26 protein-coding genes are annotated in these 26915 nt (G+C 57.3%); 7 read left to right on the top strand and 19 right to left on the bottom strand.

Annotation, left to right across the window (positions count from 1 at the left end; all coding sequences use genetic code 11):
* Positions 1-87 precede the first annotated feature (87 nt).
* From mraZ to LG376_RS07555, 3 genes are all read right to left on the bottom strand, one after another.
* Complete coding sequence (mraZ, locus tag LG376_RS07565) at positions 88-522, bottom strand: division/cell wall cluster transcriptional repressor MraZ (RefSeq protein ID WP_005324499.1); 435 nt, start codon at positions 520-522, stop codon at positions 88-90.
* Positions 523-972: 450 nt separating this feature from the next.
* On the bottom strand, positions 973-1371 hold the full coding sequence (locus tag LG376_RS07560) for a DUF3040 domain-containing protein (protein WP_198491702.1): 399 nt from the start codon (positions 1369-1371) through the stop codon (positions 973-975).
* A 109-nt stretch (positions 1372-1480) separates the two neighbouring features.
* The gene (locus tag LG376_RS07555; RefSeq protein ID WP_225746717.1) at positions 1481-1912 is read right to left on the bottom strand and encodes an SAV_6107 family HEPN domain-containing protein; all 432 of its coding nucleotides are present in this window, start codon (positions 1910-1912) and stop codon (positions 1481-1483) included.
* 226 nt (positions 1913-2138) lie between these two features.
* On the opposite strand from LG376_RS07555, the gene LG376_RS07550 reads away from it, so the two are divergent.
* Genes LG376_RS07550 through LG376_RS07540 form a run of 3 tightly spaced genes read left to right on the top strand, consistent with a single transcriptional unit; the run spans position 2139 to position 5322 of the window.
* A complete protein-coding gene (locus LG376_RS07550) occupies positions 2139-2693 on the top strand; it encodes a GNAT family N-acetyltransferase (RefSeq protein WP_225746716.1) in 555 nt (184 codons plus the stop codon).
* A 50-nt stretch (positions 2694-2743) separates the two neighbouring features.
* Positions 2744-3823 carry a polyprenyl synthetase family protein gene (locus LG376_RS07545; RefSeq protein WP_225747368.1) on the top strand — a complete coding sequence of 360 codons (1080 nt, stop codon included), beginning with the start codon at positions 2744-2746 and terminating at the stop codon, positions 3821-3823.
* Between the two features lie 8 nt (positions 3824-3831).
* Positions 3832-5322, top strand: a complete 1491-nt coding sequence (locus LG376_RS07540) for an alpha-(1->6)-mannopyranosyltransferase A (RefSeq protein WP_225746715.1) — start codon at positions 3832-3834, stop codon at positions 5320-5322.
* On the opposite strand, the gene LG376_RS07535 is transcribed toward LG376_RS07540, so the two are convergent.
* Positions 5291-5695 carry an Rv2175c family DNA-binding protein gene (locus LG376_RS07535; RefSeq protein WP_225746714.1) on the bottom strand — a complete coding sequence of 135 codons (405 nt, stop codon included), beginning with the start codon at positions 5693-5695 and terminating at the stop codon, positions 5291-5293. The genes LG376_RS07540 and LG376_RS07535 overlap by 32 nt on opposite strands.
* Positions 5696-5705: 10 nt before the next feature.
* Here LG376_RS07535 and LG376_RS07530 point away from each other — a divergent pair, with 10 nt between their 5' ends.
* Positions 5706-7058 (top strand): serine/threonine-protein kinase, encoded by a 1353-nt coding sequence (locus LG376_RS07530; RefSeq protein WP_225746713.1) that lies wholly within the window; start codon positions 5706-5708, stop codon positions 7056-7058.
* Here the strand turns inward: LG376_RS07530 and LG376_RS07525 are convergent.
* The gene (locus LG376_RS07525; RefSeq protein WP_225746712.1) at positions 7055-8443 is read right to left on the bottom strand and encodes a class II 3-deoxy-7-phosphoheptulonate synthase; all 1389 of its coding nucleotides are present in this window, start codon (positions 8441-8443) and stop codon (positions 7055-7057) included. The two genes, LG376_RS07530 and LG376_RS07525, sit on opposite strands and share 4 nt — an antisense overlap.
* 44 nt (positions 8444-8487) lie before the next feature.
* The gene (locus tag LG376_RS07520; protein WP_225746711.1) at positions 8488-8997 is read right to left on the bottom strand and encodes a polyadenylate-specific 3'-exoribonuclease AS; all 510 of its coding nucleotides are present in this window, start codon (positions 8995-8997) and stop codon (positions 8488-8490) included.
* A 74-nt stretch (positions 8998-9071) separates the two neighbouring features.
* Between LG376_RS07520 and LG376_RS07515 the strand changes: the two genes are divergently transcribed.
* Positions 9072-10253: a glycosyltransferase 87 family protein gene (locus tag LG376_RS07515; protein ID WP_225746710.1), complete on the top strand. Its 1182-nt coding sequence runs from the start codon at positions 9072-9074 to the stop codon at positions 10251-10253.
* On the opposite strand, the gene LG376_RS07510 is transcribed toward LG376_RS07515, so the two are convergent.
* The 12 genes from LG376_RS07510 to LG376_RS07455 form a co-directional block, all read right to left on the bottom strand.
* The gene (locus LG376_RS07510) at positions 10159-11250 is read right to left on the bottom strand and encodes a hypothetical protein (protein WP_225746709.1); all 1092 of its coding nucleotides are present in this window, start codon (positions 11248-11250) and stop codon (positions 10159-10161) included. The two genes, LG376_RS07515 and LG376_RS07510, sit on opposite strands and share 95 nt — an antisense overlap.
* A 65-nt stretch (positions 11251-11315) precedes the next feature.
* Entirely contained in the window at positions 11316-12056 is a 741-nt protein-coding gene (locus tag LG376_RS07505; protein ID WP_225746708.1) for a 1-acyl-sn-glycerol-3-phosphate acyltransferase, read from the bottom strand.
* 23 nt (positions 12057-12079) lie between these two features.
* Positions 12080-13012, bottom strand: coding sequence for an ROK family protein (locus tag LG376_RS07500; protein WP_225746707.1), 933 nt, complete (start codon positions 13010-13012; stop codon positions 12080-12082).
* 38 nt (positions 13013-13050) lie between these two features.
* Positions 13051-14154, bottom strand: coding sequence for a glycosyltransferase family 4 protein (locus tag LG376_RS07495; protein ID WP_225746706.1), 1104 nt, complete (start codon positions 14152-14154; stop codon positions 13051-13053).
* On the bottom strand, positions 14155-15198 hold the full coding sequence (locus LG376_RS07490) for a C40 family peptidase (protein WP_225746705.1): 1044 nt from the start codon (positions 15196-15198) through the stop codon (positions 14155-14157).
* Positions 15199-15310: 112 nt separating this feature from the next.
* Positions 15311-15940, bottom strand: a complete 630-nt coding sequence (locus LG376_RS07485) for a C40 family peptidase (RefSeq protein WP_198491713.1) — start codon at positions 15938-15940, stop codon at positions 15311-15313.
* 954 nt (positions 15941-16894) lie between these two features.
* Positions 16895-18517: a cytochrome bc complex cytochrome b subunit gene (locus tag LG376_RS07480; protein ID WP_225746704.1), complete on the bottom strand. Its 1623-nt coding sequence runs from the start codon at positions 18515-18517 to the stop codon at positions 16895-16897.
* A complete protein-coding gene (locus LG376_RS07475; RefSeq protein ID WP_198491715.1) occupies positions 18517-19737 on the bottom strand; it encodes a ubiquinol-cytochrome c reductase iron-sulfur subunit in 1221 nt (406 codons plus the stop codon). Before LG376_RS07475 ends, LG376_RS07480 begins: the two co-directional genes overlap by 1 nt.
* Positions 19734-20621, bottom strand: a complete 888-nt coding sequence (locus LG376_RS07470; RefSeq protein WP_225746703.1) for a c-type cytochrome — start codon at positions 20619-20621, stop codon at positions 19734-19736. The genes LG376_RS07475 and LG376_RS07470 overlap by 4 nt, the downstream gene beginning before the upstream one ends.
* 53 nt (positions 20622-20674) lie before the next feature.
* A complete protein-coding gene (locus LG376_RS07465; protein WP_225746702.1) occupies positions 20675-21259 on the bottom strand; it encodes a heme-copper oxidase subunit III in 585 nt (194 codons plus the stop codon).
* A gap of 574 nt (positions 21260-21833) precedes the next feature.
* Positions 21834-22265 carry a cytochrome c oxidase subunit 4 gene (locus LG376_RS07460; RefSeq protein ID WP_225746701.1) on the bottom strand — a complete coding sequence of 144 codons (432 nt, stop codon included), beginning with the start codon at positions 22263-22265 and terminating at the stop codon, positions 21834-21836.
* Positions 22266-22284: 19 nt separating this feature from the next.
* On the bottom strand, positions 22285-23358 hold the full coding sequence (locus LG376_RS07455; protein WP_225746700.1) for a cytochrome c oxidase subunit II: 1074 nt from the start codon (positions 23356-23358) through the stop codon (positions 22285-22287).
* Positions 23359-23748: 390 nt separating this feature from the next.
* Here LG376_RS07455 and asnB point away from each other — a divergent pair, with 390 nt between their 5' ends.
* Positions 23749-25671 carry an asparagine synthase (glutamine-hydrolyzing) gene (asnB, locus tag LG376_RS07450; RefSeq protein WP_225746699.1) on the top strand — a complete coding sequence of 641 codons (1923 nt, stop codon included), beginning with the start codon at positions 23749-23751 and terminating at the stop codon, positions 25669-25671.
* A 65-nt stretch (positions 25672-25736) separates the two neighbouring features.
* Here asnB and LG376_RS07445 read toward each other — a convergent pair whose 3' ends face one another.
* Positions 25737-26081, bottom strand: coding sequence for an iron-sulfur cluster assembly accessory protein (locus LG376_RS07445; RefSeq protein WP_005324455.1), 345 nt, complete (start codon positions 26079-26081; stop codon positions 25737-25739).
* A 141-nt stretch (positions 26082-26222) separates the two neighbouring features.
* Between LG376_RS07445 and LG376_RS07440 the strand changes: the two genes are divergently transcribed.
* Positions 26223-26915: a DUF3043 domain-containing protein gene (locus tag LG376_RS07440; RefSeq protein ID WP_225746698.1), complete on the top strand. Its 693-nt coding sequence runs from the start codon at positions 26223-26225 to the stop codon at positions 26913-26915.

Here is a 26915-nt window from a genome sequence, read left to right as displayed (position 1 = left end):
CCTGTCCGAGGCAGGTTTCTGATATCGGGGAAGTACACCAGAATCATCCGCCTCGGACAGAGTCCTTACACGCACTCTTGTGCAGGCTTAGAGCAAGCCCGCCAGTACGTCATCGGCATCTGCTGCCGAATAAGCATCTTCAGTTTGCGACTGGTACTCAGCCCACGCGGCTGCGTCCCAAATTTCGAGAAAGTCCACAGAGCCAACCACAACGCACTCCTTAGACAAGTTGGCATATTCCCGATGCCCCGCGGACAACGTAATGCGCCCATGCCCGTCCGGCCGTTGTTCGTCCGCACTTGCTGCCAAGTTACGGATAAAAGCACGTGCTTCTGGGTTGGTTCGAGAAACCGCCGCAGCCTTCCGTGCGCGTGCCGCAAATTCCTCCCGCGGGTACACGGCCAGCGAGTGGTCCTGCCCCTTGGTGACCATGAGGCCACCTGCGAGTTCATCGCGAAACTTTGCCGGAAGCGTAAGACGTCCCTTGTCATCGAGCTTCGGAGTGTAGGTTCCGAGAAACATCCCGGCGTCCACCTTCCTTACTCGAAAACTCCGGATTCTCTTACTTCAGAATCGAGGCCCTTGAGCCCCTCTTTCCTCCGCTGCGCCCCACTCTACCCCACTTTCCCCCACCTAACCCACTTAAAGCGGCGTGTCCCTCGGATTGATCCTGATTACTTGCAGCTAGATGATGGTTTTCCCAGTGGGAAGAAATCCCACAAAAGGCCTTGACAGCCCGCTACAATCACCCCACTCACCCCACCCGCAACACCAACATAATGAGCCTCAATCCACACACCAACCCCATATGCTGTGTTATCGAGGACTTTTAACTAAGCCCATGAGGCAGTTACCCCACCAGTCCCCACCTAGCACCCCTTCCGTGGGGCAAAGTGGGGAATTTTGGTGCGACACAAAAATCCCCGGTTGACCCTCACTGGGCCAACCGGGGTGAACCACATCAATAAAGCGTTAACGCTCCTCAAAGCGGCGACGGAAGTTTTCCTCCAACTTGCCGCTGACTCCACCACCGCGAGACGCGGGCTTCTTTGCACGGGCACCGGAGTAATGGCTCTGTACAGAGTGACTGGAGCCATCTCCGCGCAGCATCCACACACCAGCGGCAAACATCACCAAAAAGCCCGCGATAGAAAGCGCAATAAACCACAGGCTTTGCTGCGCGAGAGCAACTCCACCAATAAGCATGCACAGCCCAACGACGACGAGCGCTATACCTCGGAGGGTTACCGCACCGCCAGATCCGCCGAACGACGTAGGCTCAGAAACGGAAGCGCCAAACTTAGGATCGTCAGCAAGTAACGATTCCTCAATTTCACGGAGCGTGCGCTGCTCCTGCTCAGAAAGAGACACTGTTCCTCCAACTAGGGATTGAGCTTCGGGCGGTAATAGTTCTATCTATACTAACGCCCAGAATAATCAGTATGTTCCCCAAAAGGTAGTGAGCGCCCCCACGGAGTGACTACGCAGCAAAAGAGCCGAAAGTAGTCCCTGCCTCACTTTCATCCAAAAATTGTGCGGCATGCTGCATGAGGCCATAAACATATTCCTCGCTCGGCGCTTCATCCAGCCCCGAAGACACGCGTGCACGAGTCCGCGAATATCCTTTAAAGGATTCAGCCCACCGCTTGTCTTCCACACCAACGAGCGCTAACCGATCCCATGCACTGGAGGGAAGGCGGCGGCGCCGAGCCACTACAGATGCAGCTACTCGTGCGCCAGCAGTACGTAGAGCCGATTGGTACGCCACCTCTAAGGCTTGATCGAATCGCCCCTCAGCCGCATAACCGCGCGCAGCGTCTAATAATTCTCGTGCTTGGAAGAGAAATCGTGCCCGCTTGCCACTTTCTCGCCCAAGAGAACGGGTACGCGTTGCCGAAATAATCTGTGCCATTGTTTTGTCCTTAGCTAAATAAATAACGTCGTTGAACTGTCCCCGACCCTAAGCAAGCCGCCAGACATTTCACTGTTAATAATAGTTCACGTGTTCGATTCGATCAATGCTAATTGCAGGCCACAAATTAACTGCAGCCCTCTTGTTCGATTCGCTCTTGCGGCTTCCAAAGGACAGAGTGGGCCTCGCTTTCCTTCCGCTACAGACATCTGGTGTCATAGGAAGTGTGAGCTTTGAAATTCGCCGCCTAACCCCGCCGGAATTCTCCCTATTAGCCCCGCAGTTGGTTGAAATCTACATCGAGGCAATGCACTACAATCCCGCGATTTTGCATAGCCGCATTTCAAGCTGGCGAAATGACGTGACCCGCCCCGGATTCAGCGCGCAAATTGTCACCCATGACAATGGCGTCGTCGGCGTGGCCTATGGGTTCTTAGGCTCCCCGGACAGCTGGTGGGACGCTGAGCTTCGCCGGGGGCTCCGAATACAAGGCGGGCCCACCGAAGAGCAGTGGGACATTGTGCGCAACTACTTTGAGTTGGCAGAGATCCACGTCTTGCCGCAGTACCAGGGGCACGGCCTAGGCAGAAAACTATTAGAGGGATTGCTATGGAATGCGCCGGCGCGCTACGCACTGTTGTCCACACCCGAGGTGCCGAACGAGGATAACGGTGCCTTCCGTCTCTATAGAGCCGCCGGCTTCTTCGATGTACTCCGTGATCATCTCTACCCCGCCGATGCCCGCCCCTTTGCCATATTGGGCGCGAGCCTGCCGCTGTAAACCTCTGTTATTTCTTGCGCAGCCTAGCCGGTATCGTGTGGGGTGTGACTATGCAGAATATTCCTGAGCTTGCGGAAATCCCCGGTGCGGTGCGCGAGGAGCTCGCCACCTTCCTTGATCAACGCCGAGAGCAGGTGGCGGAAATTGGTGCCCCGGTAACCAAGGCCGTGAGCTTTTTGGAATCCTTCGTGCTTGACGGCGGCAAACGAGTGCGCCCTACCTATGCTTGGGCGGGCTACCTTGCTGCAGGTCGAGGAGAAGAAGATCCCGCGGCTATGCTCCGCGCGGCCGCCTCTTTGGAATTTATCCAGGCCTGCGCCCTTATACACGATGACATTATCGATGCTTCAAATACCCGTCGCGGCAATCCTACGGTGCACCGGGGCGTCGAAAAGCTGCACCGCGAATCGGAATACTTGGGGGACCCTGAGTTCTTCGGCACCTCCGTAGCAATCTTGGTGGGCGATTTAGCGCTGGTGTATGCAGAGGACATGTTCCAAGATTCCGGCCTGAGTGCGGCCGCTTTGCACCGTGCTCGCAGCCCCTGGCGCGGCATGCGCACTGAGGTTATCGGCGGGCAGCTCTTGGATATCTCTTTGGAGGCGGCAGGTTCCGAATCGGTAGAGCTTGCCAATTCGGTCAACCGCTATAAGACGGCTGCTTATACCATTGAACGCCCGCTGCACTTGGGCGCCGCCATCGCCGGCGCTAGCGAGGAACTTATCGCAGCCTTCCGCGGCTATGGGCACGATATTGGCATTGCCTACCAGTTGCGCGACGATCAACTGGGTGTTTTTGGCGATCCCGCGGTGACCGGCAAACCTGCCGGTGATGACCTGCGCGAAGGCAAGCGAACCGAACTTCTAGCGCTAGCTCTCCAACGCGCGGATGAATCTGATCCACAGGCTGCTGCTACGTTGCGCAAGCACATCGGCCACACCTCAGATCCCCAAGAGCTATCGCGTCTGGCCCAGATCATCGCTGATTCGGGAGCACCAGAAGAGATTGAGCGCCGCATCGATTCCCTAACGCAATCGGGACTGCAACACCTGCACTCCGCACAGGTAGATCCCGCGGTCACCGAAACCCTAGAGCAGCTGGCTATCAAGGCCACTGCTCGCCGCAAGTAGGTTGTGCCGTGGCAAAGACGTACTCTTTTCCCATTCCGCGCGCGCTGCCGCTAGGGCTATCTGCCTCCTGCATTTTGCTGCTCGCGTCCTTCTCTGGCGGCGCCACCCGCAACCGTGGAGGACTCCTCGAAGCATTAAATATCGGCTTCTTGTCCTATGGACACGGGCGCAATCTCGGCCTCGCGCTGTACTGGGTGGGTATTTTCCTCTTAGCCGCAGCGTGGGTGCTAGCTGGGCGCACCATCATTCGCCCGCAGCTCAAAAATCCTCACCCCGAGGGCGGCTTGCGCGACATCCAGCGCATCCTCATCGCCTGGGTAGCTCCCCTTTTATTAGCCGGGCCATTGGCCTCACGCGATGTGTATTCCTACCTCATGCAAGGTGCTATGGTTCGCGATGGCTTCGATCCTTATACCGAAGGTGCCGCCGTTAACCCCGGCCCCTTCCTCCTTGAGGTATCACAAGATTGGCGCAATACCACCACACCTTATGGTCCCCTTCACCTATGGATAGGAGAACTGGTCACCAGCCTAGTAGGAGATAACGTCACTGCAGGCGTGGTGATCTATAAGGTTCTTTCTCTGCTCGGGTTTATTACCATCGCCTGGTCAATACCACTCATCGCCCGCAAACTCGGTGCGGATCCAGCGGTAGCACTGTGGCTTGGTGTAGCTAATCCAGTTATTATCTTGCACCTCATCGGTGGCATGCATAATGAATCACTCATGGTGGGGCTCGTGTCTATCGGCTTGCTAGCGGCATTGCATAAGCGCTTCCACGCCGCCCTCATCCTCGTGGGCACGGCCGTGGCTATGAAAGCAACTGCGGTTATTGCGGCACCGTTTATCGTATGGATGATGCTCCACCACTACGCCCCCAAAGGCTCCAGTAAGTGGCGACAACTTGCTGTCTTTGTGCTATCTGGCATCGCCGCAGTGGCCGAAATTATCGCCGCAGTAGCCCTCATCACGTGGGTTTCCGGCACATCGTGGGGCTGGCTATCGCAGGTAAGCGGCAATTCTAAGGTAATTAACCCGCTGGCCGGCCCCACCTTGGCCACCGATGTTATCTTCCCAGCGGTACAAATATTTATGCCGGATGCCTCCTATAACGCCATCCTGGCCGTCCTGCGCAGCATCGCCATGGCCTGCATGCTCATTGGGCTGGTGACGGTGTGGTGGCTTTGCCGCAAGGACAACCGCGACGCCATTATGGGCACCGCGGCCGCATACCAAGTTGCCTTTGTTTTCAATGCGGTGACCCTACCGTGGTACTACGCCTCAATCTTCACCCTGATGGGCACCTTCCGGCCGCCGCTCTGGCTAATCAAATTCACCACCGGCGTGGCCCTGTTTATTGGCGTCTCGTTCTCCGGCGATGGCAATCACCAGCTCTACAACTGGTTCTGGGTCATCGGCATGATTGTGGTGGCATGGTTTGCCACCCAGTGGGTCTTTGAAGACGTGCCTAAAAAGCGGCAGCCTGCGCGCGCCGAATAACCTCGCGGGCAAGGTGACCGTGCAAAGCATCGATCGGGCGGCCCGGCAGGGAGTAATCCTCGGTAAAGAGATGCTTGAAGATTTCGTCGTCCTTATAGCCGCCGTCTGTCAGCACGGTAATTGCCGCAGTTACATGCTTGGCAATGACGCCCTTATCGTTGAAGAAGGCCAGCGGCACGCGCTTTCCTTCTGGGGAATCCCAGGCAATGAACTTTCGGTCCTGCAGCAGGTCATAAGCGCGGGTGATGGGCAAGTCTAGCTTTTCTGCCACCTGCTGCATGCTGAGCAGTTCTTCGTTAGCGAGCAAGGAATCGAGGGATTTTTCTTGGTTAGTCACGTTCTCTACTTTAACGCGGGCTAGATGATCAGCCATACTGGGAAGCATGACTAGGTTGGAAATTGGTGACGTTCTGGAGAATCGTTACCGGATCGATCGCCCCATTGCCCGCGGTGGCATGTCTACCGTCTATCGCTGCGTGGACATGCGGCTGGGACGAGCGGTCGCGGCCAAGGTCATGGACGAGCGCTATTCCGATGACCCGGTCTTTATCAAGCGTTTTTCTCGCGAGGCTCGCGCCATGGCCCGTCTGCAGCATCCCAATCTCGTGGCTATTCACGATTTTTCCGCTGACGGCGAGCCCATCTATCTCATCATGGAGCTCATCGATGGCGGTACGCTACGCGAGCTATTGGCTGAAGGTGGCCCCTTTCCTGTGCAGGCGGCCGCCTCTACCCTGCGCAATGTTTTGCGCGGCTTGGAAGAAGTGCACTCGACCGGGCTCATCCACCGCGACATCAAGCCCGATAATGTGCTTATTACCTCCCACCACCGGGTAAAGGTAGGCGATTTTGGTCTGGTGCGTGCCACCAATGCCGAAGCTACCTCGGACATGATCGTGGGCACCGTGTCCTATCTCGCGCCGGAGCAGGTCACGGGCGAAGAAATTACGCCGGCCTCTGATGTCTATTCAGCCGGCATTGTCCTCTTCGAGCTTCTTACCGGCACCGTTCCTTTCTCGGGGGATACTCCCCTAGCACATGCCACGGCCCGTTTGGATTCCGATGTCCCCGCGCCGTCCTCGCGGATTTCTGGGGTGCCCAAGCTTGTCGACGCCCTCGTGGCCACCGCCACCGCCCGCGATCCCCGCGAGCGCTTCACCGACGCCGGAGAATTCCTCGAGGCGCTCGATGATGTCTGCCGGGAGCTCGATCTCCCGGACGTGACCATCCCTGTGCCAAGAAACGCTGCCGCAGCGCGCACAGCACAAGCACCTACGGATTTTTCGGGCACTGGAGCCACAGAGATTTTCGAACCTACCCGCAGCATTCCACAGGGTGAAACGGAGCATCTCGACGGTGGCCCGACAGAAGTCATCCCACCGCAGCGACTTAGCTTTGAGACGAAACTGGATTTGCCACAGGCCGGGGCCGCTCCAGAAGCGGAGCCGCAATCATTGTCACGCCCCCAGGTACAGCCGTTTTCCGCACCCGAGCCCCCACTCGAACCATTTGCCCCAGCAGCTGCCTCTGCGCCTGCTCCGGGACCTGCTTCTGTCCCCGAGCAACCGGTCCAGAGCGCGCATGAAGAACCCGCCGAGCGTCCGCTGACCAACCGCAATCCACTGTCACTAGTGCTCTACCTAGTAGTGGTCGCGATTGCTGTGGGCGCGGTGGCTATCGGCGGGTGGTGGTTCGGCTCCTCGCTCTACGGCATGACGCCGAACCTGTGGATTTAGTTACGTAGCATCTCCGCGATGAGGAAGGACAGCTCGAGCGACTGCTGCGTATTAAGGCGCGGATCCACGGCCGACTCGTAGCGGCCCGGCAGATCCACGTCGGTAATGTCCTCGGCGCCGCCCAAGCACTCGGTGACGTCTTCACCGGTGAACTCAAGGTGTACGCCACCCGGGTGGGTGCCCAGTTCGCGGTGAACCTCGAAGAAGCCTTGGACCTCATCCACAATCTTGTCAAAGTGGCGAGTCTTGTAGCCATTGGAGGCGGTGAAGGTATTGCCGTGCATCGGGTCGGACTGCCATACCACCTTGTGGCCGGAGTCTTCCACTGCCTTGACAATGGCAGGCAGAACCGTGCGCACCTTATCGTGGCCCATGCGCGAGATCATGGTCAGGCGCCCCGGCTCGCGGTTCGGGTCCAGCCTTTCCGCGTACTCCACGGCCTGCTCCGGGGTGACGCCCGGTCCCAGCTTGATGCCCACTGGGTTACCGATCATCGCCGCAAAGTTCACGTGGAAATCTTCGATGCCACGAGTGCGCTCACCAATCCATACCTGGTGCGCAGAGAGATCGTAGAGCTTGGTATCGCCGTTATTGTCCTGGCCCAAGCGCAGCATGGAGCGCTCGTAATCTTTCAGCAATGCCTCGTGCGAGCAGTAGATATCGGCCGAGCGCAGGGTGTCATCGTGCACGCCGCAGGCATTCATGAAGTTCAAACCGTTTTCGATCTCCCGGGCCAAGTCCTGGTAGCGGGCACCAGCGCGGGATTTGCGCACGAACTCGCGGTTCCACTCATGCAGGCGGTAAAGATCCGCAGTGCCGGAAGAGGTCAAAGAACGCACCAGGTTCATTGCCGCCGAAGAGTTCGCGTAAGCGCGGATCATTCGGGCCGGGTCGTGGCGACGAGCCTCATCGGTCGGCTCCACGCCATTGACAATGTCACCGCGGTAATTCAACAAACCATTGGAGTCCGTATCGGAAGAACGTGGCTTGGCGTACTGGCCGGCGATGCGTCCGAGTTTAACCACGGGCACGGATGCGCCGTAGGTCAACACCACGGCCATCTGCAGCAGCGTTTTCACATTGCCACGGATATGCGGCTCAGTATTGGACTCAAAGGTTTCCGCGCAATCTCCACCCTGCAGCAAAAATGCGTTACCCAAGGCAACGTCTGCCAGCTTCTTCTTGAGCGCCTCGATCTCGGGCGCAACCACGATGGGCGGCACGGACTCGAGAATCTTGCGCACGTTATCGGCCTGGGAAGTATCCCAGCTGGGCTGCTGCTTTGCGTCACGCTTGATGACGTCCTGGAAAACCTCTTCGATGCCGGCGGGCAATGGCGGGAGGTCTGGGAGAACGCCTTGCGGAATATCTACTGTCCAACTCACACTGCTATTTAACCATCAAGCGCCTATCGCGCGTTAGTTAAATTCTAGATATTAATTCTATTGCCTTTAGAGAGCGGAAGAACTTGGGCGCAGGCACGGAACTTGGCGAGGTTATGGCGGGCGTCGACAAGCGCATCGTGATTGCCCTTAGGGACAGCCGGCAGGCTGGGACGCCCCGCAAACTCCCAGTACTGCTTCAGCTCGCGGGTATAGCGGGGCATGCGTTTAGGCAGTCCAGCCATATCGCCCCAGAGCTGCGCCAAAACCACATGATCATAAGCGCCCACCCACGCCCACAGCTCTACCGGGGTTGAGCTCTGGGTAAGAAACTCGAAGACCTCCGTGCGAATGGTCGCCAGAGGTTTCCATACTGGGTCCCGCGGGCTAGGCAGCTTGGCCAATACATTGTCTTTGACCCAAGAATTGGCCTTGGACGGATCGAAATCTGTAGACACGGCGTAGTACTCGCTGCCATTCTCACCGACGATGCCGATGGAGACCAATTCAATGGTTTGTCCATCTTCGATAAATTCGGTGTCATAGAAGTAGCGCACGTCTCCCAAGCCTAGCGCCGCCTAATCTGCAGCGATAAATTGGCCCCTTAAAGAGACGGTTGTACACTTCTGGCGTGAAGAAATCTTTGTGGTTTACTGCTTTGCCCTTGTGCCTCTCTGTCCTCGTGGCCCTCTGGTGGCTCATCGATATCCCGGCGCTTTTCTCCGGCCATTTTTCCACGTATTACCACATTGACCTGGACGTTTACCGCGAAGGCGGGGCCGGCTTTGGCAGCGACCTCTACGCCAAGGACTATCTCGTCGGCAGCAATCGCGATGTCTCTCTTCCCTTCACCTATCCGCCCTTTGCGGCGCTGCTTTTTGCCCCACTGAGCTGGATTCCCCTCACCGCCGCGAGCATCCTCGTATCTGTCGCCTCCTTACTTGCCCTGTGGGTCTGCGTTGCCCTGGTCCTGCGCTCTCTTGGCTGCCCTGGCTGGGCAGGCTGGGCGCTTCTAGCGGCGATGCTTACTGAACCGATTACGGAGACCTTTAGCTTCGGGCAGGTCAACATCCTGCTCACCGCACTCGTCGTGGTCGATATTCTCTGGCTGCGCCCCGGACGCGGCAGGGGCGTGCTCACCGGTATCGCTATGGCGATCAAGCTCACCCCTGCGGTATTCCTTGCCGTATTTTTCGTCCGCCGCGAATGGCGCGCATTTTTCAGCGCCCTGGGTTCCTTTCTGGCAGCTGGACTTATCGCCTTCGCCTGTAATCCACATAGCTCCATCCAGTACTGGAGCGAAACACTGCGCGATTCCAACCGCATCGGTGGACTTGCCTATAGCTCCAACCAATCTCTGCGCGGTTTGTTTAGCCGCCTAGTCCCCGAACACGCTGAAAAGCTGTGGCTCGTGGCCGTTGTCCTCGTCGTCGCCATCGTGTGGTTTGCCATGGAGCGCCTCTCTCACGGGAACCAGGCGGTACTCATGCTGCTGGCCGCTTCAGTATCGCTCCTGTGCTCGCCAGTGTCATGGTCGCATCACTTCACCTGGTTGGTATTGGCGGGCGTATTGCTAGTGGCGCAGCGCCACTGGGCACTCGGTGCGCTGACGTGGCTGGCGCTTTTAGCCCGCGGTCATTGGCTCGTCCCCCACGCCAATGACCAAGAGCTGGACTGGGCCTGGTGGCAGCACATCGTGGGCAACGACTACGCCATCGTTACCGCTCTGCTGGTTCTTTGCTCGCTACCATTGGCTCTACGACGGGCCGGCGCTTATCAATCCGCGGCGGAACCAGCGTCCAACCAAGGATAGGAACCTTCCCGAGGGCCCAAAGCGCTACCGATGCCGCAGCGGAATAGAAGAAACACATTCCGATCCAGAACCAGGTATTTTCCATCGGCCACTGGCCAGCAAGGCTCACCACATAATCGCGGTGGGCCATGAAGAAGCCGTACCCCAGCGTCATGCCGATTGGATGGGCCAAGTAAATGGGCAGGGTATGCCGGCCCACGAACTTTACAAAAGTAGACAGCGCCGGAACATGACTAATAAGGACAGCACCAATGATGCCCGCTGGGGTTTCAAGCGTCTGCTCCGCAAAGCGGATCAACAGGTCTAGATCGCCTCGGCCAAGAATGTCCCCGCCTGGAAGTGGCCACTGCACCGCTACCTCGCCTTCGACGGCATTCCAGGTGTGCCGGATGGTTAGCCCCGCGATGTAGCTAATGATTGCCGCGCTATACGCCCACAGAGAGCCCTTGCGGAAGGTGCCCTTGAAGGGTGCTTCGGCGGCGTCGGCAAACCGCGTAATAGGCCCGCGCAAATAGGCCGCACCGACGAAGATGGGCAAGAACATGATTGCCTTGCCAATAAAGTAATAATGATGCTGCCACGCGATAAACAGCAGTGGCGCAAAGCTCAGGCCAATGCCTGCCCACGCGGGCAACTTCCGTACAGCCCACAAAAATATATTGAAAAAGATAAGCGCGTGAATGAACCACGCCATGGTATGGCCCAACAGCAGGTTATAGAGCAGATCAGAAAGCTGCAGATACGGATCACCAAATACCCAGTGGTACTCGATGCGCTTAGTCCACAGCTCAACGGTCATCCACACCGTATAGGGCACGAGGAAAAACCACAGGCGGCGGGTAAAGAGCTCGCTGAATGAATAGCGGAAGATCTTGGTAGAGAAATAGCCGGATACGAGGAAAAACAAGGGCAGGCGGAGCGGGTCCAGCCACACGTTTAGGTCAGCCAACCACGTTAGCTCACCTTCCGGAACCACCAGCGTGACGTGCAAGAGCACGACGCCGATAATGGATACGCCTTTAGCGGTATCTGGCCAAGCTAAGCGGGCCTTGGGAATAGTGATTACCTCCCCTTGTATTCAGCGCCGGCGGGGTAACCATGGCCGGCCTTGAGCGAAGCCTTCACATCGGAGGCGTACACATCAACATAAGGCTTATCGCTCAGCTCGGCCAAATTGCGCATCACAAAATCCGTGAAGGCGCGGACAGTCTCGTGCTCGGCCGGATTCATCCCGCGCTCCTTGGCCCACTCATGCGGCCAGATGGGGTCTCCTACCCGCACGCCAACCTTGAAAGGACGGGGAATCCACGAGCCAATGGGATTTGCCTTGCGCGAATTGATCATCGCGATGGGAAATACTGGCTGATTAGTCTCCATCGCGATGCGACCCATACCGGTGCGACCCTTGTACACCCGGCCGTCTGGGGAACGAGTTCCTTCCGGATAGATACCGAAGAGATCGCCGCGGGACAAAATACCTTCTGCGGTTTCCACAATGGCGTCGCCAGCGTCCTCGCTATCGCGCTCGATAGGGACTTGCCCTACCGAGGTAAAGAACCACTTTTGCAGGCTGCCAACAAGGCCAGGAGTGGTGAAGTACTCCGACTTAGCCGGGAAAGTGATCTGACGTGGGCATACCAAAGGAAAGAAGAAGGAATCCATGACAGCCTGGTGATTCGACACCAAAATCGCAGGGCCTTCAGCGGGGATTTTCTCGATGCCCTCACTCCACGGGCGATTCCATACTCGCAGGGCAGGTCCGAAAAAGATGTGCTTAAAAGCCCAGTACCACTTGTTTTTCATCGCCAGGTCGTCCTTTGTTAGTTTTAACGGCCGCTGCGGGCCAAATCGGCTACGCCAATCATACCCGCTGCCGACCCTAATTCTGCGGTGGCCACACGTGCGAGGGGACGGTGCCCTGCCCCGACAATATCCTGTCCCATGGCTTGGGCAGCGCCCTCGAGGTACAGGTCCGCATCTTGAGATACGCCGCCTCCAAGCACAATAAGTTCCGGATCCAATACATCAGCGACAATGGATAGGCCCTGGCCCAGCCACCGGCTGAAGTCTTCCATCACCGCGACGGCAAGTGGATCTCCGCGCCGCGCCGCCTGGGTAATTTCCTTGCCTGTGGGATCAGCCGGCAGCGAGGTCTCATAGCTTCCACGCAGATCAGCGCAGGTATCCGGCAACGCGGTACCGGAGGCATAACGTTCCAAGCAGCCTCGCTTGCCGCAGGAGCACTGCCGACCATTGGGGACCACCACGATATGCCCAAATTCTGGGGCGGTACCAAACGCACCGCGGTAGATGGTGTCATGCGTCATCAACGTCGCGCCAATTCCTGTTCCTACCGCAAAGAAAACCCAATCCTCTGCTCCGCGGCCAGCTCCAAAGCACCACTCACCCCACGCGGCGGAATTGGCATCATGCTCCAAACGCACGTGCATACCGAGCTTCTGCGAAAGCGATTCTCGGACGTTGGCGTGCCGCCAGGGAAGGTGCGGGGCGAAGCGCACTACCTCACACGTAGGATCCAAAAATCCCGCCAAGGCGAGGCCGACGGCGTCCACCTCATAGTCGGCGCGCAGCTCATCGACGATGCCCACAATGTCCGCTTCCAGCTGCTCGACGTCCATGGAAGTGGGAACCGTGCGGCTCGCGAGGATCTCACCCTCCCGAGTGATCACTCCGCCGCGCACGTTGGTGCCACCGACGTCGAAGCCGATAGTCAGATCGGCGGAGTTCTTCTTAAGCATGCATAACAGAATATACCGACAACCGGGTTAGGGTCACATCAAGACATCAGCTGCCGCAATCGCTGCCCCATTATCCGCCACGTCCAATTCTCTTCTACATGGCGACGCCCCGCCTGCCCCATGTGAAGCCTACGCTGCGGGTCGGCCAAGAGAGCTTTCAACGCTCCAGCTAGTTCCGGCACAGATCCGCCCTTGACGACGACCCCCGTCTCCCCTGTCACCGTCTCTGGTGCACCACCGGAGTCTCCGGCAACAACTGGCAAGCCGCACGCCTGCGCCTCCAAATAGACGATGCCCAAGCCCTCGACGTCTAGCCCTCCGCCACGGGTGCGTGCCGGCATGGCAAAAACATCCGCTGCGTGCAAAGCAGTCTCAATGCTTTCCGCTTCCTGAATCACTGAGTCTGGACAGTAGATTTCCGCCAATTGTTCTAAAGCCGCGCGGTAGCGTCCGCGCCCAATAAGTAGGAGCTGTGCATCCGGAAATTCTTCACGCACGAGAGGCATAGCGCGTAGAAGCTGATCCTGCCCCTTGCGTGGAACGAACCGCGAAATGCAGACGATGGTCGGCCCGCTGACTCCGAACTCTGCCTTTGCCGCTGCACGTTGCTCCGGCGTGGCTGGAGAAAGGCCCTCCACACTCACTCCGGAAGGCAGGTGCTCCCAGCACGGGTTCGGTCCAAATGGTCGACGCAACCGACGCAGGGTGTAGTCGGAGATATAGGTAATCACATCAGCATAGTCACCAATGCGGCGCAGGCACTGCCGAGCAACGGGCACCATTGACCACCCCACTTCGTGCCCGTGCGTCGTAGCTACTACACGGGTCGCCCCCGCCTCTTTTGCAGCCTTGCCCATCAAAGCAAGGGGCGCGGCTGCACCAAACCAGACGATGTCAATATTTTCTGTGCGGATGATCTCCTGCATCCGACGAACCGTGGCAAGCGTCGGCAACATCACCCGGCGAGGCCAGCGGATGACCTTGTAGTCCACCGCGGCATCGAATTCCGCCGGTGATTCCTGGGTTGAGGCAAAGACTACGACATCGCGCGGATCTAAGGTTGCTACGAAATCGCGCAGGTAAGACTGAATCCCGCCAATCTTGGGCGGAAAGTCATTAGTTACCAGCAGAACGCGGGCCACTTAGTACCGCGCCGTTCCGGTAATCGGCATAGATTTCAACGGCACCACCTGAACGGGCACGCCATAGGTAGAGGCATGGACTACCTGACCATTACCGATATACATGCCGACGTGAGTTACGCCAGGGTAATAACCCACGATATCGCCCGGCTGTAGGTCTTCCAACGGTACCGATGTGCCACCTGCAATCTGAGCCTGCGACGTACGCGGAATGGACTTACCAATCTGCTGATACGCCCAGAACATCAATCCAGAGCAGTCGAACTGGTCGGGTCCAGCCGCACCCCAGCCATATGGGGCGCCCAGCTTCGACAAGGCAGCCGAGACAGCACCATCAGCTACCTCCCCCAGATCCATATCCGGCTTATCAGATCCGCCGAATTGGCCTTCCCAGGCCTCGCGCTGCTGCTCATCGAGAGCGTCCACCTGCTTCTCGATGTCCTTTTGCTGCTTTTCCAACTCCTCCTTTTCCTTGAGAAGCTCCTCGCGCTGCTCTTCCAGCGCCTTCTTTTCCTCGCGCACCTTCGCGGCGGCATCGGCAGCCTTATGCTTTTGCTCTTCCGCCATGGAAGCGGCATTAGCCTTTGCATCAAGAGTGCGTTGGGCCTTGCGGGAAAGCGCGCCGAGGTAGCCCATGCGCTCTACGGCATCGGAGGGATCTTCTGCAGCCAAAGCTCCAGACACTGCCGAACGGGAATCACCGCGGTAGCGCGACTGTGCGATGCCATTGACACGGTCCTGCTGGGTGGAAACATCCCCCTTCGCATCGTCCGCCCGCGTTTGTGCTTCAGCGGCGGCCTGCTCGGATTCAGCAACCTCAGCCTGCTTCTCCTCAAGCTTGACCTCGAGCTCTTTTACTTCTTCGTTCTTGGCAGAAACTTTGCGCGCAACTTCTCCTACGCGCTCCACCAAGGCGTCTACATTTTCGGTGGCACTCTCCTGTTGTGGAGCGGCCTCCTGCGCAACAACCTGCGAAATCCCAGAAACCGACGTAACAGCAAGAGCCGCTGCAAGTGCAGCTGCAGGAAGTACTCGTTTAGACACGTAAGGACCCTTAGACTAAGAAATTTAAAAATCGTACTAACTATAGCGGGTTTTACCCCCTGATGCACGACAAAGCCCTCCCCGCGAAGGGGAGGGCAAGATCCGCCGCTACTTAGAAGCGAACTGCGGAGTGAATCGGCATGTAGTTCAGGTCGCGCTCCTGAACCGGCACGCCGGAGTTAAGGGCGTCGATGATGGTGCCGTGGCCGGTGTAGATACCAACGTGGGAAGCGCCACCGTAGTAAGCGATGATGTCACCCGGCTGCAGCTGATCCAGGGATACCGGGGTACCGGCGGCAGCCTGTGCCTGAGAGGTACGCGGGATCTGCTTGCCAGCCTGAGCGTATGCCCAGCTGGTCAGACCGGAGCAGTCGAAAGCGTTCGGGCCAGCGGCGCCGTATACGTATGGAGAACCGATGACGGAGCGGGCTGCTGCCAGTGCCTTCTGACCAACGGTCTGTTGTGCCGGAGCGGCCTGCTTGTGGCCAGCGGCTGCGTAGTTGGTGTTCTGCTGGTTAGAAACCTGACCCAGGGACGGAACGTAGCGGTCAATGTTCGGAACCTGGTCAATGTTCGGGACGTTTTCCAGACCTGCTACCTCAAAGCGGTAGTCAGTATTAGGTACGACAACCTCTGCTGCCTGTGCGACGCCCGGAGCGACGACGGCTGCGGTTGCAGCCAGTGCTGCAGTAGATGCGATGCGACGGGTGTTCTTCATGCCCTGACGACGGTGCTGTGCCATGAGTAAAACTCCAAATCTTCCTGCGCGCCTACTTCCCTAATAAAGGAAGCTCTGACCCTGGGGGACTAGCGTTCGTTGGGAATCCGTTCCTTTAGGATTTCCTCCACTCGGCCCCTCAGTAGGAGGGGCCAGATGCGGCGCTGTAATTCTTCTGTTTAGATTGAGCACCTTTCGGGCGGTAACTCAATGTCTCGAATAGGTTACGAAATCATCACAAGCAATGTCCATTCGCGACACCAAAATAACGTTTGTTATCGCTTCGTTACCTTCCGTTGACCTTGCCGAGATTTAACCTCCATATGGATGCTAGCACCCGCCAGAATCCACCGCCTCGAGGCCATAAGCTGCACAAATGACAGCGGATGCCGGGCATCCGACCAAGAAGTGTCCTCACTAAGAGTGAAGCTTAACAATTAACACTTTTCTAATTTGTGACTTTCAACACTACGCAATTTTGACAGTCCCTCTTCCCCCACGATGTCACTCCTTTAACACACCTCTAGAGTCTCGCTTACATCACGACGGCGCCCCGCTTTGCCACCTTTCCTTGCGGTCGTTTTAGCTAAACCGCTTCTTGAAGCCCCAAAGGCACTAAACCGACGAGCGCAGCGTACCTCTAGACAATAAAGCCTTTCGGCATTCACACCCACCTGAGCCCACGCACTAGGCTCCTGAAACAGTAAAGCGCGACAAAACCGCAAACTATCGACAATCCGCGCACCAGAACATGTACTAAACCGGCTGCACAACAAGCTTCAGCAGTTCTTTAGATGCTTCTAGATTCATAAATACTCACTGGCACGCAACAGCTCCCCTTCAACAACTCCTGTAGCAGCCAAAAGGATGAGGACTGGGGTCGGAATCTATCTGTACATACGCAAACCGCCCTTGCTCCTTCAGCAGGAGCAAGGGCGGTTCTGTGAGCGCGTTTCGAGTAATCCTCAGGAAAAGCGGCTAAATGCGGCCGTTTTCCTCGTCCTCACGGCGGTTAGCCTCGTTGAGGCGGCGGAACATCTCCGCTTCCTCGTCGTGGTTATCCGAGTGGATTTCGTGTACTCGGTGCATGAGGGCCGAATCATCAGGGCTGAAGGTGCCCTGGGTCTCGGAGTCAGCGAGTCCGAGGTGGTTCAGCTGCTTCGGCACCTGAGCGCCTGCATACTCGAGCGGAACCGGGTGGCCTTCGGCATCAACCGGGCCGAGCGGCTGGTGAACCTCGATGAAGGCACCATTCGGCATCTGCTTAATGACGCCGGTTTCAATACCGTGCTTGAGAACCTCCCGGTCAGAGCGCTGCAAACCAACGCAAATGCGGTAGGTCATGAAGTACGCAATCGGAGGAAGCACGATGAGGCCGATACGACCAACCCAGGTCATAGCGTTCAGCGAAATCTGGAAGAAGTGTGCCACGTGGTCGTTACCACCGGACAGGGTGACCAGCAGGAAGAACACGATGGCAGCAGCGCCGATAGCGGAGCGGGTAGGAACATCGCGCGGACGCTGCAGCAGGTTGTGGTGTGCATCGTCACCGGTGAACTTCTTCTCCAAGAACGGGTACGCCATTAGCAGGACGACCATGAGGCCACACAGCAGAGCTACCCAGAACGCGGAAGGAATGGTGTAGTTGCCGATGTAGAGTTCCCAAGCCGGCATGACACGGGCAACACCGTCAGTCCACAGCATGTAAATATCTGGCTGGGAACCAGCAGAAACTTGGGATGGATTATAAGGTCCAAGCAGCCAGATGGCGTTAATGGTCAGCAGACCAGACATCAGCGCCAGTACGCCAGCCACCATCATGCCCATACCAATGGCCTTGGTGGCGAAGACCGGCATAATGCGGACGCCAACGACGTTGTTCTCCGCACGGCCCGGTCCAGGGAACTGGGTGTGCTTCTGGAACCAAACCATAATCAGGTGGGCTGCAATCAGGCCAAGGATGATGCCCGGAATAACCAGAACGTGCAAGATGTAGAAACGATCCAGCATCAGGTCGGACGGGAAGTCACCGCTAAAGATTGCCCAGTGCAGCCAGGTGCCGATAATCGGCAGACCCAGGATGATGGCGGACATGATTCGCAGACCAACACCGGAAAGCAGGTCATCCGGCAGGGAGTAACCAAGGAAGCCCTCGATCATGCCCAGCAGAATAAGTGCGCAACCGATAATCCAGTTTGCTTCACGCGGACGACGGAACGCGCCGGTGAAGAAGATACGCAGCATGTGCGCAACCATGGACATCATGAACAGCAGAGCTGCCCAGTGGTGCATCTGGCGCACGAACAAGCCACCACGAACTTCAAAAGAGATATCCAGCGCGGTGGCGTATGCGCGGGACATTTCTACACCATTAAGCGGTGCATAGGTGCCGTCGTAAATGACCTTGGTGATGGAAGGGTCGAAGAACAGCGCCAGGTAGATACCGGTCAGTACAAGAATGATGAAGCTGTATAGCGCCATCTCACCAAGCATGAAGGACCAGTGGGTCGGAAAGACCTTGTTCAGCTGAGTCCTCAACACGCCGGCGGCGCTATAGCGCTCATCCATGTTGTTGCCCATTTGGGCGAGTTTATTGCTCATTATGACTTACGCTCCCAGAATGCCGGGCCGACAGGCTCAATGAAGTTGCCCTGTGCAACGAGGTAGCCCTCGTCATCCACCGTGATAGGCAGCTGTGGCAGTGCGCGGGCAGCCGGGCCGAAGACCGGCTTACCGTACTGCAAAGCGTCGAACTGCGACTGGTGGCACGGGCACAGGATTCGGTTGGTCTGAGCCTCATACAGAGAGGTCGGGCAACCGATGTGGGTACAGATCTTGGAGTAGGCGTAGTAATCACCGTGGTGGAAGTCTTCCTGACCTTCGCGCTCGATTGCCTTCTGAGCGTCGTTGTGACGCAGGCGAATCAGCATGACCGCATTGCGGTTGCCGTGAATCGAGTGCATGTGGTGCTCGTAGACATCGCGCTCGGCATCGTACTTGTCGCCATCGTTGACGTCTTCTTCTGCCAGCGGGAAGACGGTTTCCATACCGCCTGCCGCTAGATCCTCTGGACGCACGCGAACCAAGCGGGTTACACCCTTGGTGCTGTAGTGTTCACCAGTTTCACCAGAGTGCTTCTCGGCAATAGTACCGGTGTCGCGGGCGAGGTAAAGCTTGACGCCTTCATTGTGCAGGGTCCAACCGGAAGTCCACAGGGTGCCGTCGCCGGCATAATTCATGTTGTGGCGTACCTTCCAAGGGTTTTTGATTGCGCCGCCGAGCGGAGCAATCACGGTTAGACCAAACAGAACGCCGGCGCCGCCCAGCAGACCCTGAACGGTCTTGCGACGACCCAGAGTCGAGGTCTTCCAAGAGTCGTTCAGTAGAGCGGTCAGGGTACGGCGGTCAACCTCTTCGGACGGACCGTCGTGACGACGCTGAACGGAAATCTCCTCTGGGAGAATCTTCTTAACGTACTGAACAATGGCAATGCCCAAGCCGCAAATTGCGAGGGCAGCAGTAATACCCAGCAGAGGGGTGTAAAGAGTGTGCCAAATGTGGCCCTCCTCCCCTAGCTGCTTGTACTGCCACGGCCAGAACAGGTAAACGCCGAGGAATCCAAGGCCGCCAATGACGGACAGGAACAACCAGATAGCAACGTTACGTCCAGCGCGCTTTTCAGCTGGGTCACCTTCGACTGGGAAGCGCTCCTTACGGAACGCAACGGTGACGTCGTCGAGCTCGGTACCAAGAGCAGCGAGTTCATCGTTACTCATCTTGTCGAGCTCAGCGTTAGTGTAATTCTTCTTCACATTGCTCATGAGCGCGATCCAATCCACATAGCGGCAGCGCACAGGGCGCTAATGCCGATGATCCACATTGCCAGGCCTTCCGCTACTGGGCCGAGACCACCAAGGTCCCAACCTGCTGGGGAAGGAGTTTCCTTTGCAGACTTGAGGTAGGCAATGATGTCCTTCTTCTCGTCTGCGGTCAGCTGGCGGTCAGAGAACTTAGGCATGTTCTGCGGGCCGGTCAGCATTGCCTGGTAGATTTCCTGCTCACTTGCCGGAGCCAGCTCCGGAGCGAACTTACCGGAAGACAGTGCGCCGCCCTGGCCGGTGAAGTTGTGGCAGGATGCGCAGTTCATGCGGAAGAGCTCGGAGCCCTTCGCTATGTCTTCTGCCTGGATTTCGCCGTTGTAGTTAGCACCACGCAGCGATTCCTGGGCAACGCTTCCGTCGTCGTTGTAGACAATGTCAGCGCCGCCGCCGTTAGCTGCAACATATGCAGCCAACGCCAGAGTCTGCTGCTCAGTGTAGCGGGGAGCCTTGCGCTCTGCCTGTGCGTCGTTAGACATCATCGGCATACGGCCGGAGTGCACCTGGAAGTACACGGAACCAGCACCGACACCAACGAGGGACGGACCGCGACCTTCGATGCCCTGCAGATTGGCACCGTGGCAGGTGATACAAGCGGTGTCATAGATGTCCTTACCCTCTTGGACGAGGGCTTGGTCATCTTTTTCCGCCGTGGCGACCTGTGCATCCGGGGTCAAGGCAGAAGCCAAGACGCCCGCACCGGACAGGCCAATCGCCAAAGCGAAGCCACCGGCAAGGGTGCGCTTCGCCTTGCGGCGACGGCGGGTCTTCTTAGCCGCCGCAGTGGTCTGCTCCACTGCCACGGACTGCGAATTGTTATCCATCATTTTCCTTTAGATAACTCGAACACGGGAGGACTGTTTGGGGATCTTGGCCAGTGCTACTGAACCAAGTAAATAACGGTGAAAACGCCGATCCACACAACGTCAACGAAGTGCCAGTAGTAGGACACTGCCATTGCTGCGGTCGCCTGTGCCGGCGTGAACTTGGACTTAGCAACGCGCGCGAGAATGATTGCAAAAGAAATCAGGCCCGCGGTCACGTGCGCGGCGTGGAAGCCGGTGATGATGTAGAACACCGAGCCAAAGACGCTGGCCTGGACAGTCACACCTGCGTGAATCAACTCGGCCCACTCGAACGCCATGATGCCCAAGAACACAACGCCCAGTACCAGCGTCACGGTGTACCAGAGTCGAAGCTTGTAAACGTCACCCCTTTCTGCGGCAAACACGCCGAACTGCGAGGTCACAGAAGAAGAAATCAGCACTGCCGTAATGAGGAAACCCATGGGCAGGTTGATATGGGCGGTGTGCTCCGCCCAATCGCCTTCCTGACCGTTTGCTCGCGAGGTAAACCACATCGCGAACAGTCCGGCAAAGAACATCAATTCCTGAGACAGGAACACGATGGTGCCCACGCTGACCATATTGGGTCGGTTCAGCGAGGCAGCACGTGGTGCTGTCATACCTTGGTTAGAAACTACGCTCGTCACAGTGGCTATTATGGCTGTTCTGAGCGCTAAAGTCACCTCGATTCCCCCCGCTTTCTCTATTCGTTTTTGATGCTTCATCCAGCGAACGTTCAGCTCGTGAGGGCCAAAAACAATATTCCTCCAAACGGGAACTTTTTACCCCGCTTTCCGACGCCCCATTGATGCAGGTGACACCACCAGCTGGGCCCTACCCTGAAATTCCTAAGCATCCCAGACGCCTGCGGCCCACGCTTGTCGATGCGCCAATTAGTGCACCCGATCCCAGTCCTCCAGAGAGATAAATCACATTCCACGGGCCCCCTAAACGCCCAGCTTTACAACTTTCGAACGACCCCCGCTAAAATCGGCTTCTACGTGCCAGAATGCAGAAGAAGACTAGTCGACAATACGTCACACAGTCAGGTGCCATTCCCCCACCGGCAAAACTTTTTAGAAATCTCGGGAACTTTATGACGCGACAGACGACGCAGGATCGCCAAAGCCCTCCTAGCCATGATGACTAGGAGGGCGGAGAAGTTTTAGGCAGGGATTCCTTTACATCTTGGAATTAGTGCTTTTCCTTCGGCAGGCCGTACTGCAGGGACAGGCCGGTGCAGGCCGCGATGAGGCAGACAGCGCCGAGGGCAATCAGCCAGAAGTAGAGGAAGATGATACCCAAGCCAAGGAGGCCAATGGCGCCAGTCATAGCCAGCGGCCAGATGGAGCTTGGGGAGAAGAAGCCCAGGATGCCAGCGGCATCTTCAGTTTCTGCCTCTTCCCAATCTTCTGGCAGGACGTCACTGCGGTCATCAGTGAAGTGAAGGTAAGCACCCAGCATCATGCACAGCAGGAAGGCGAGGAACATGCCCACGATGCCAACCCACTCGGCACCGTAAAGGTAGCCGTCGTCCTTAACGAAGGTGACGCCGAAGATGTAGACAATCAGCGAGACAAGAAGGTACGTCGCGATTGAGTAAAAGACTTTCGATGTTGCACGCATTGTGTTGTGTCCTTATCTCTTATGCCGCGGTGTTCACGTAGTTATCGCCCTTAGCGGTGTCACGCTCGCCGGAGAACGGTTGGGTGGTTACCGCGTATGGGTCCTGACCGATTTCTTCCAGAGCTTCCGCGTTGGTGGCTTCTGGGTTGTCCTCGCGGAACTTCAGGTAGGTGTTGAAGTCCTCCGGAGAGACAACGCGGATTTCGAAGTTCATCATCGAGTGGTAGGTACCGCACATCTCAGCACAACGGCCAACGAATGCGCCCTGCTTCTCAATCTTTTCTACCTGGAAGCTACGCTCCTGAGCGTTTGCCTCGGGGTGTGCGTAGACGTCGCGCTTGAACAAGAACTCCGGTACCCAGAATGCGTGGGAAACGTCGCCGGAAGCCAGACGGAACTCAATCGCGGTATCGGAAGGAAGGACCAGAACCGGAACCTCTTCGGTGGTACCGACGGTCTCAATCTTGTTGTAGTTCAGGTAGGAAAGGTCGCCCATGGACTTGCCGTGGATTGGGTTCGGGTTGTCCACACCCTCAGGGTCGTGAGCAGTCTTCTCTGCCTCAGCCTGACGCTCCTTGTCGGCACCGTCGTAGTTCTCACCATTGACATGGTTCTCGGCGTAACCAAACTTCCAGTTCCACTGGAACGCGGTGACGTCGACGACAACCTTCGGATCCTTATCCAAGGCAGTGACCTTCTGCTGAGTCTGAACGGTGAAGAAGAACAGGCCCATAATGATAAGGATCGGGACGATGGTCAGAACCATCTCCAGCGGAACGTTGTACTGGATCTGGCGCGGGAACTCGCCCTTGCCATCCTTCTTCGCCTTCTTCGCGCTCCAGCGGAAGATTGCAGTGAGGAACAGGCCCCACATAATAAAACCAACGATCCATGCGGCAACCCAGACCCAAATCCAGAAGTTGTACATGGCCTCTGCCTCAGGAGTAATACCCTTCGGCCAACCGAATCCAAGGAGGTTCTCTACAGCAGTTGGCGCCTGAACGTCACAACCTGCCAGAGCGAGTCCACCCAGGGCAAGTGCGCCAGCTACGCCCGCCTTGCGGGCAAAGGTGCGCTTATTACGCTGTCCCACGTGTGTTCTGCCTTTCTGTCCACACAAAACTTCTCGAATACTCACAGAGCACTCTTACCCAATCAGAATAGAGGATAATTGCCAGATTCCCAGCCTGTTTAAAGGCACAAAAGGGCACCTAGTGTGCTCATTTCATATTCTCCTTCTGGTAGGTTACCGCCCCACCTGCACAATGTTCCAACCGCACCCCCAGTATCCATAGACTTCGTGTGCGCCAATTCACAGGATTCTCATGGAGCCATCATCCGAAAGTTCGCACCCCTATCGGGGAAGCTAATTCCAAGGCAGTCGGCAGGTTTCCTTAAGCCGTGGCGTGTTCTGGTTTCACGCTCTCTAGCCGTAAAGTGGGTGACTAGCAATAGACGCTTATATATAAGGAGCAATCTTTACATGTGCGGACTTCTTGGCATGCTCGCCGCCACAGGCAACGTAGATAAGTACGTTGATGCACTGGAACGATCCCTGCCCTGCATGCGCCACCGCGGTCCAGACGCGGCCGGCACGTGGCATGACGGCGATGCCGCCTTCGGCTTCAATCGTCTGTCCATTATTGACTTGGAGCATTCCCATCAGCCCCTCCGCTGGGGCCCAGAGGACCAGCCTGACCGCTACGCCATGACCTTTAATGGTGAAATCTACAACTACGTGGAGCTGCGCGAGGAGCTCCAGGGCCTCGGCTACACCTTCCACACCGAAGGCGATGGCGAGCCCATCGTGGTGGGCTACCACCACTGGGGCAAGGACGTAGTCAACCACCTGCGCGGTATGTTTGGCATCGTCATCTGGGATACCCACACCAAGACGATGTTTGCTGCTCGTGACCAATTTGGCATCAAGCCGCTGTATTACGCCACTACCGAGGCAGGCACCGTTTTCGCTTCGGAGATGAAGTGCATCCTTGAAATGGCGGACGAGATTGGTCTAGAGCTCAACCTTGACCGACGCGCCATTGAGCACTACGTCGACCTGCAGTACGTCCCGGAGCCAGAATCCCTCCACGCGAATATTCGCCGCGTTGAATCCGGCTGCACTGTCACTCTTCGCCCGGGCGAAGATGTTGTCGCCGAGCGCTACTTCAAGCCCCGCTTCCCTGTACAGCAGGTAAAGCAAGGCGAGGAGCAGCAGCTATTTAACCGCATTGCAGAGGCGCTGGAAGATTCCGTCGCTAAGCACATGCGTGCCGACGTCACCGTGGGTTCCTTCCTATCTGGCGGCATTGACTCCACCGCTATTGCCACACTGGCCAAGCGCCACAACCCAGATCTACTGACCTTTACCACCGGCTTCGAGCGCGAGGGATATTCTGAGGTCGATGTCGCGGCAGAGTCTGCGGAAGCTATTGGTGTGGAGCACATCGTCAAGATTGTATCCCCTGAAGAATATGCCGAGTCCATCCCGAAGATCATGTGGTACCTGGACAATCCGGTGGCTGATCCCTCGCTGGTACCGCTCTACTTTGTGGCGCAGGAGGCCCGCAAACACGTCAAGGTAGTTCTTTCCGGCGAGGGCGCAGACGAGCTCTTTGGCGGCTACACCATTTACAAGGAACCACTGTCCCTCGCCCCATTTGAGAAGATTCCGTCCCCACTGCGTCGCGGTCTGGGCAAGCTCTCGCAGGTTCTGCCCGAGGGCATGAAGGGCAAGTCCCTGCTTAATCGCGGCTCGATGACGATGGAAGAGCGCTACTACGGCAACGCTCGTTCCTTCAACTTTGAGCAGATGCAGCGCGTTATCCCGTGGGCAAAGCGCGAATGGGACCACCGTGAGGTTACCGCCCCCATCTACGCCCAGTCCGAGAACTTTGATCCGGTTGCCCGCATGCAGCACTTGGATCTATTCACTTGGATGCGCGGTGACATCCTGGTCAAGGCCGATAAGATCAATATGGCCAACTCGCTGGAGCTGCGCGTGCCCTTCTTGGACAAGGAAGTCTTCAAGGTTGCCGAGTCCATCCCTTATGACCTGAAGATCTCGCACGGCACCACCAAATACGCCCTGCGCAAGGCCATGGAACAGATCGTGCCGGCGCATGTTCTACACCGCAAGAAGCTGGGTTTCCCAGTGCCGATGCGCCACTGGCTGGCCGGCGATGAGCTTTATGGCTGGGCCCAGGACACCATCAATGAATCCCAGACCGAGGACATCTTCAATAAGAAGGAAGTTCTCGAGATGCTCAAGGAGCACCGCGACGGCGTTTCCGATCACTCCCGCCGCTTGTGGACCGTGCTGTCCTTTATGATCTGGCACGGCATCTTTGTGGAAAAGCGCATCGATCCGCAGATCGAGCAGCGCGACTACCCAGTCAAGCTCTAAGAGCCTTCCACACATACAAAGAGGGTGGGTGCCAGTGGCACCCACCCTCTTTTCTGTCCTTCTATTTAGTTGAAGGAATCGCCACAAGCGCAAGAGCCGGTGGCATTCGGGTTATCAATGGTGAAACCCTGGGACTCGATGGTGTCAGCGAAGTCAATCTTGGCACCGGTCAGGTAGGGAACGGACATCTTGTCCACAACGAGGTTTACGCCGCCTACCTGGTCAACCTTGTCACCATCCAAGGTGCGGTCATCAAAGTAGAGCTGGTAGCGCAGGCCAGCGCAGCCACCAGGCTGGACGGCAATGCGCAGAGAGAGATCGTCGCGGCCTTCCTGATCAAGCAGCGCCTTTGCCTTTGCGGCTGCTGCTTCAGTCAGAATGACGCCGGTTGCGGAAGCTGGAGCGGTCATCACTTCTCCTCAATAAGTATTGGATTCGTTGCCACTACCCTACCCGGTTAGTTCAGGTGGGAAAAGGTAGCCCATACCTACAACACCATCTGGGCCGGGCCTATTCCCCTATTCACACCTAAACCTTGTAGTGTGAGGAGCGTGAAACTCCCGTGGCAAAAAGATGACAAGACCTCCACTGAACCCGCCCCTGTACAGGACAAAGCTCAGGCCAAAGTTCAGGAAGAGCCCCAGCGCAAGGGCTACACCCCACCGAAGGGTCGTCCTACGCCAAAGCGCGCAGAGCAAGAGATTGCGCGCGGCGTAAAGCGTGATCCCAATGGCATGTCCGATGCGCAGCGCTACCAGCACCGCAAGGACATGAAGAAGTCCATGAGCAAGGACGAGTGGAAGGAATATAAGAAGAAGGAGCGCCAAGAGCGCCAGCAGGCCAACCGCGAGCAGCAGGCCCGCATGGCAGAAGGCGATCCGCGCTTCCTCCCCGCCCGCGACCAGGGTGAAGTGCGCGCCTATGTGCGCGATTGGGTGGATGCCCGCCGCAGCCTGAGCAACTGGGTCATGCCGATGGCCTTGGTGCTCATCGTGGTCATGTTCTTGACCTACGCGGTACCCAGCATTGCAACAATCATCAACGCGGTAGCGATGGTTATCCTCGTAATCTTCGCCATCGAGGGCGTCATTTTGGCCCGCCGCTGCAATAATGCCGTGCGCGCCAAGTTCCCTGGCACCACCGAAGCCGGCTTTAGTCTTGGTTTTTATGCGTATTCTCGCGCCAGCCAGCCGCGCAAGTGGCGCATCCCGCGCCCCCGCGTGGAGCTCGGCGCTGACGTTTAG

The sequence above is a fragment of the Corynebacterium sp. Marseille-P4611 genome, assembly GCF_916618765.1.
GTDB lineage: Bacteria > Actinomycetota > Actinomycetes > Mycobacteriales > Mycobacteriaceae > Corynebacterium > Corynebacterium marquesiae.
This window is presented reverse-complemented; position numbering and strand designations above follow the sequence as displayed.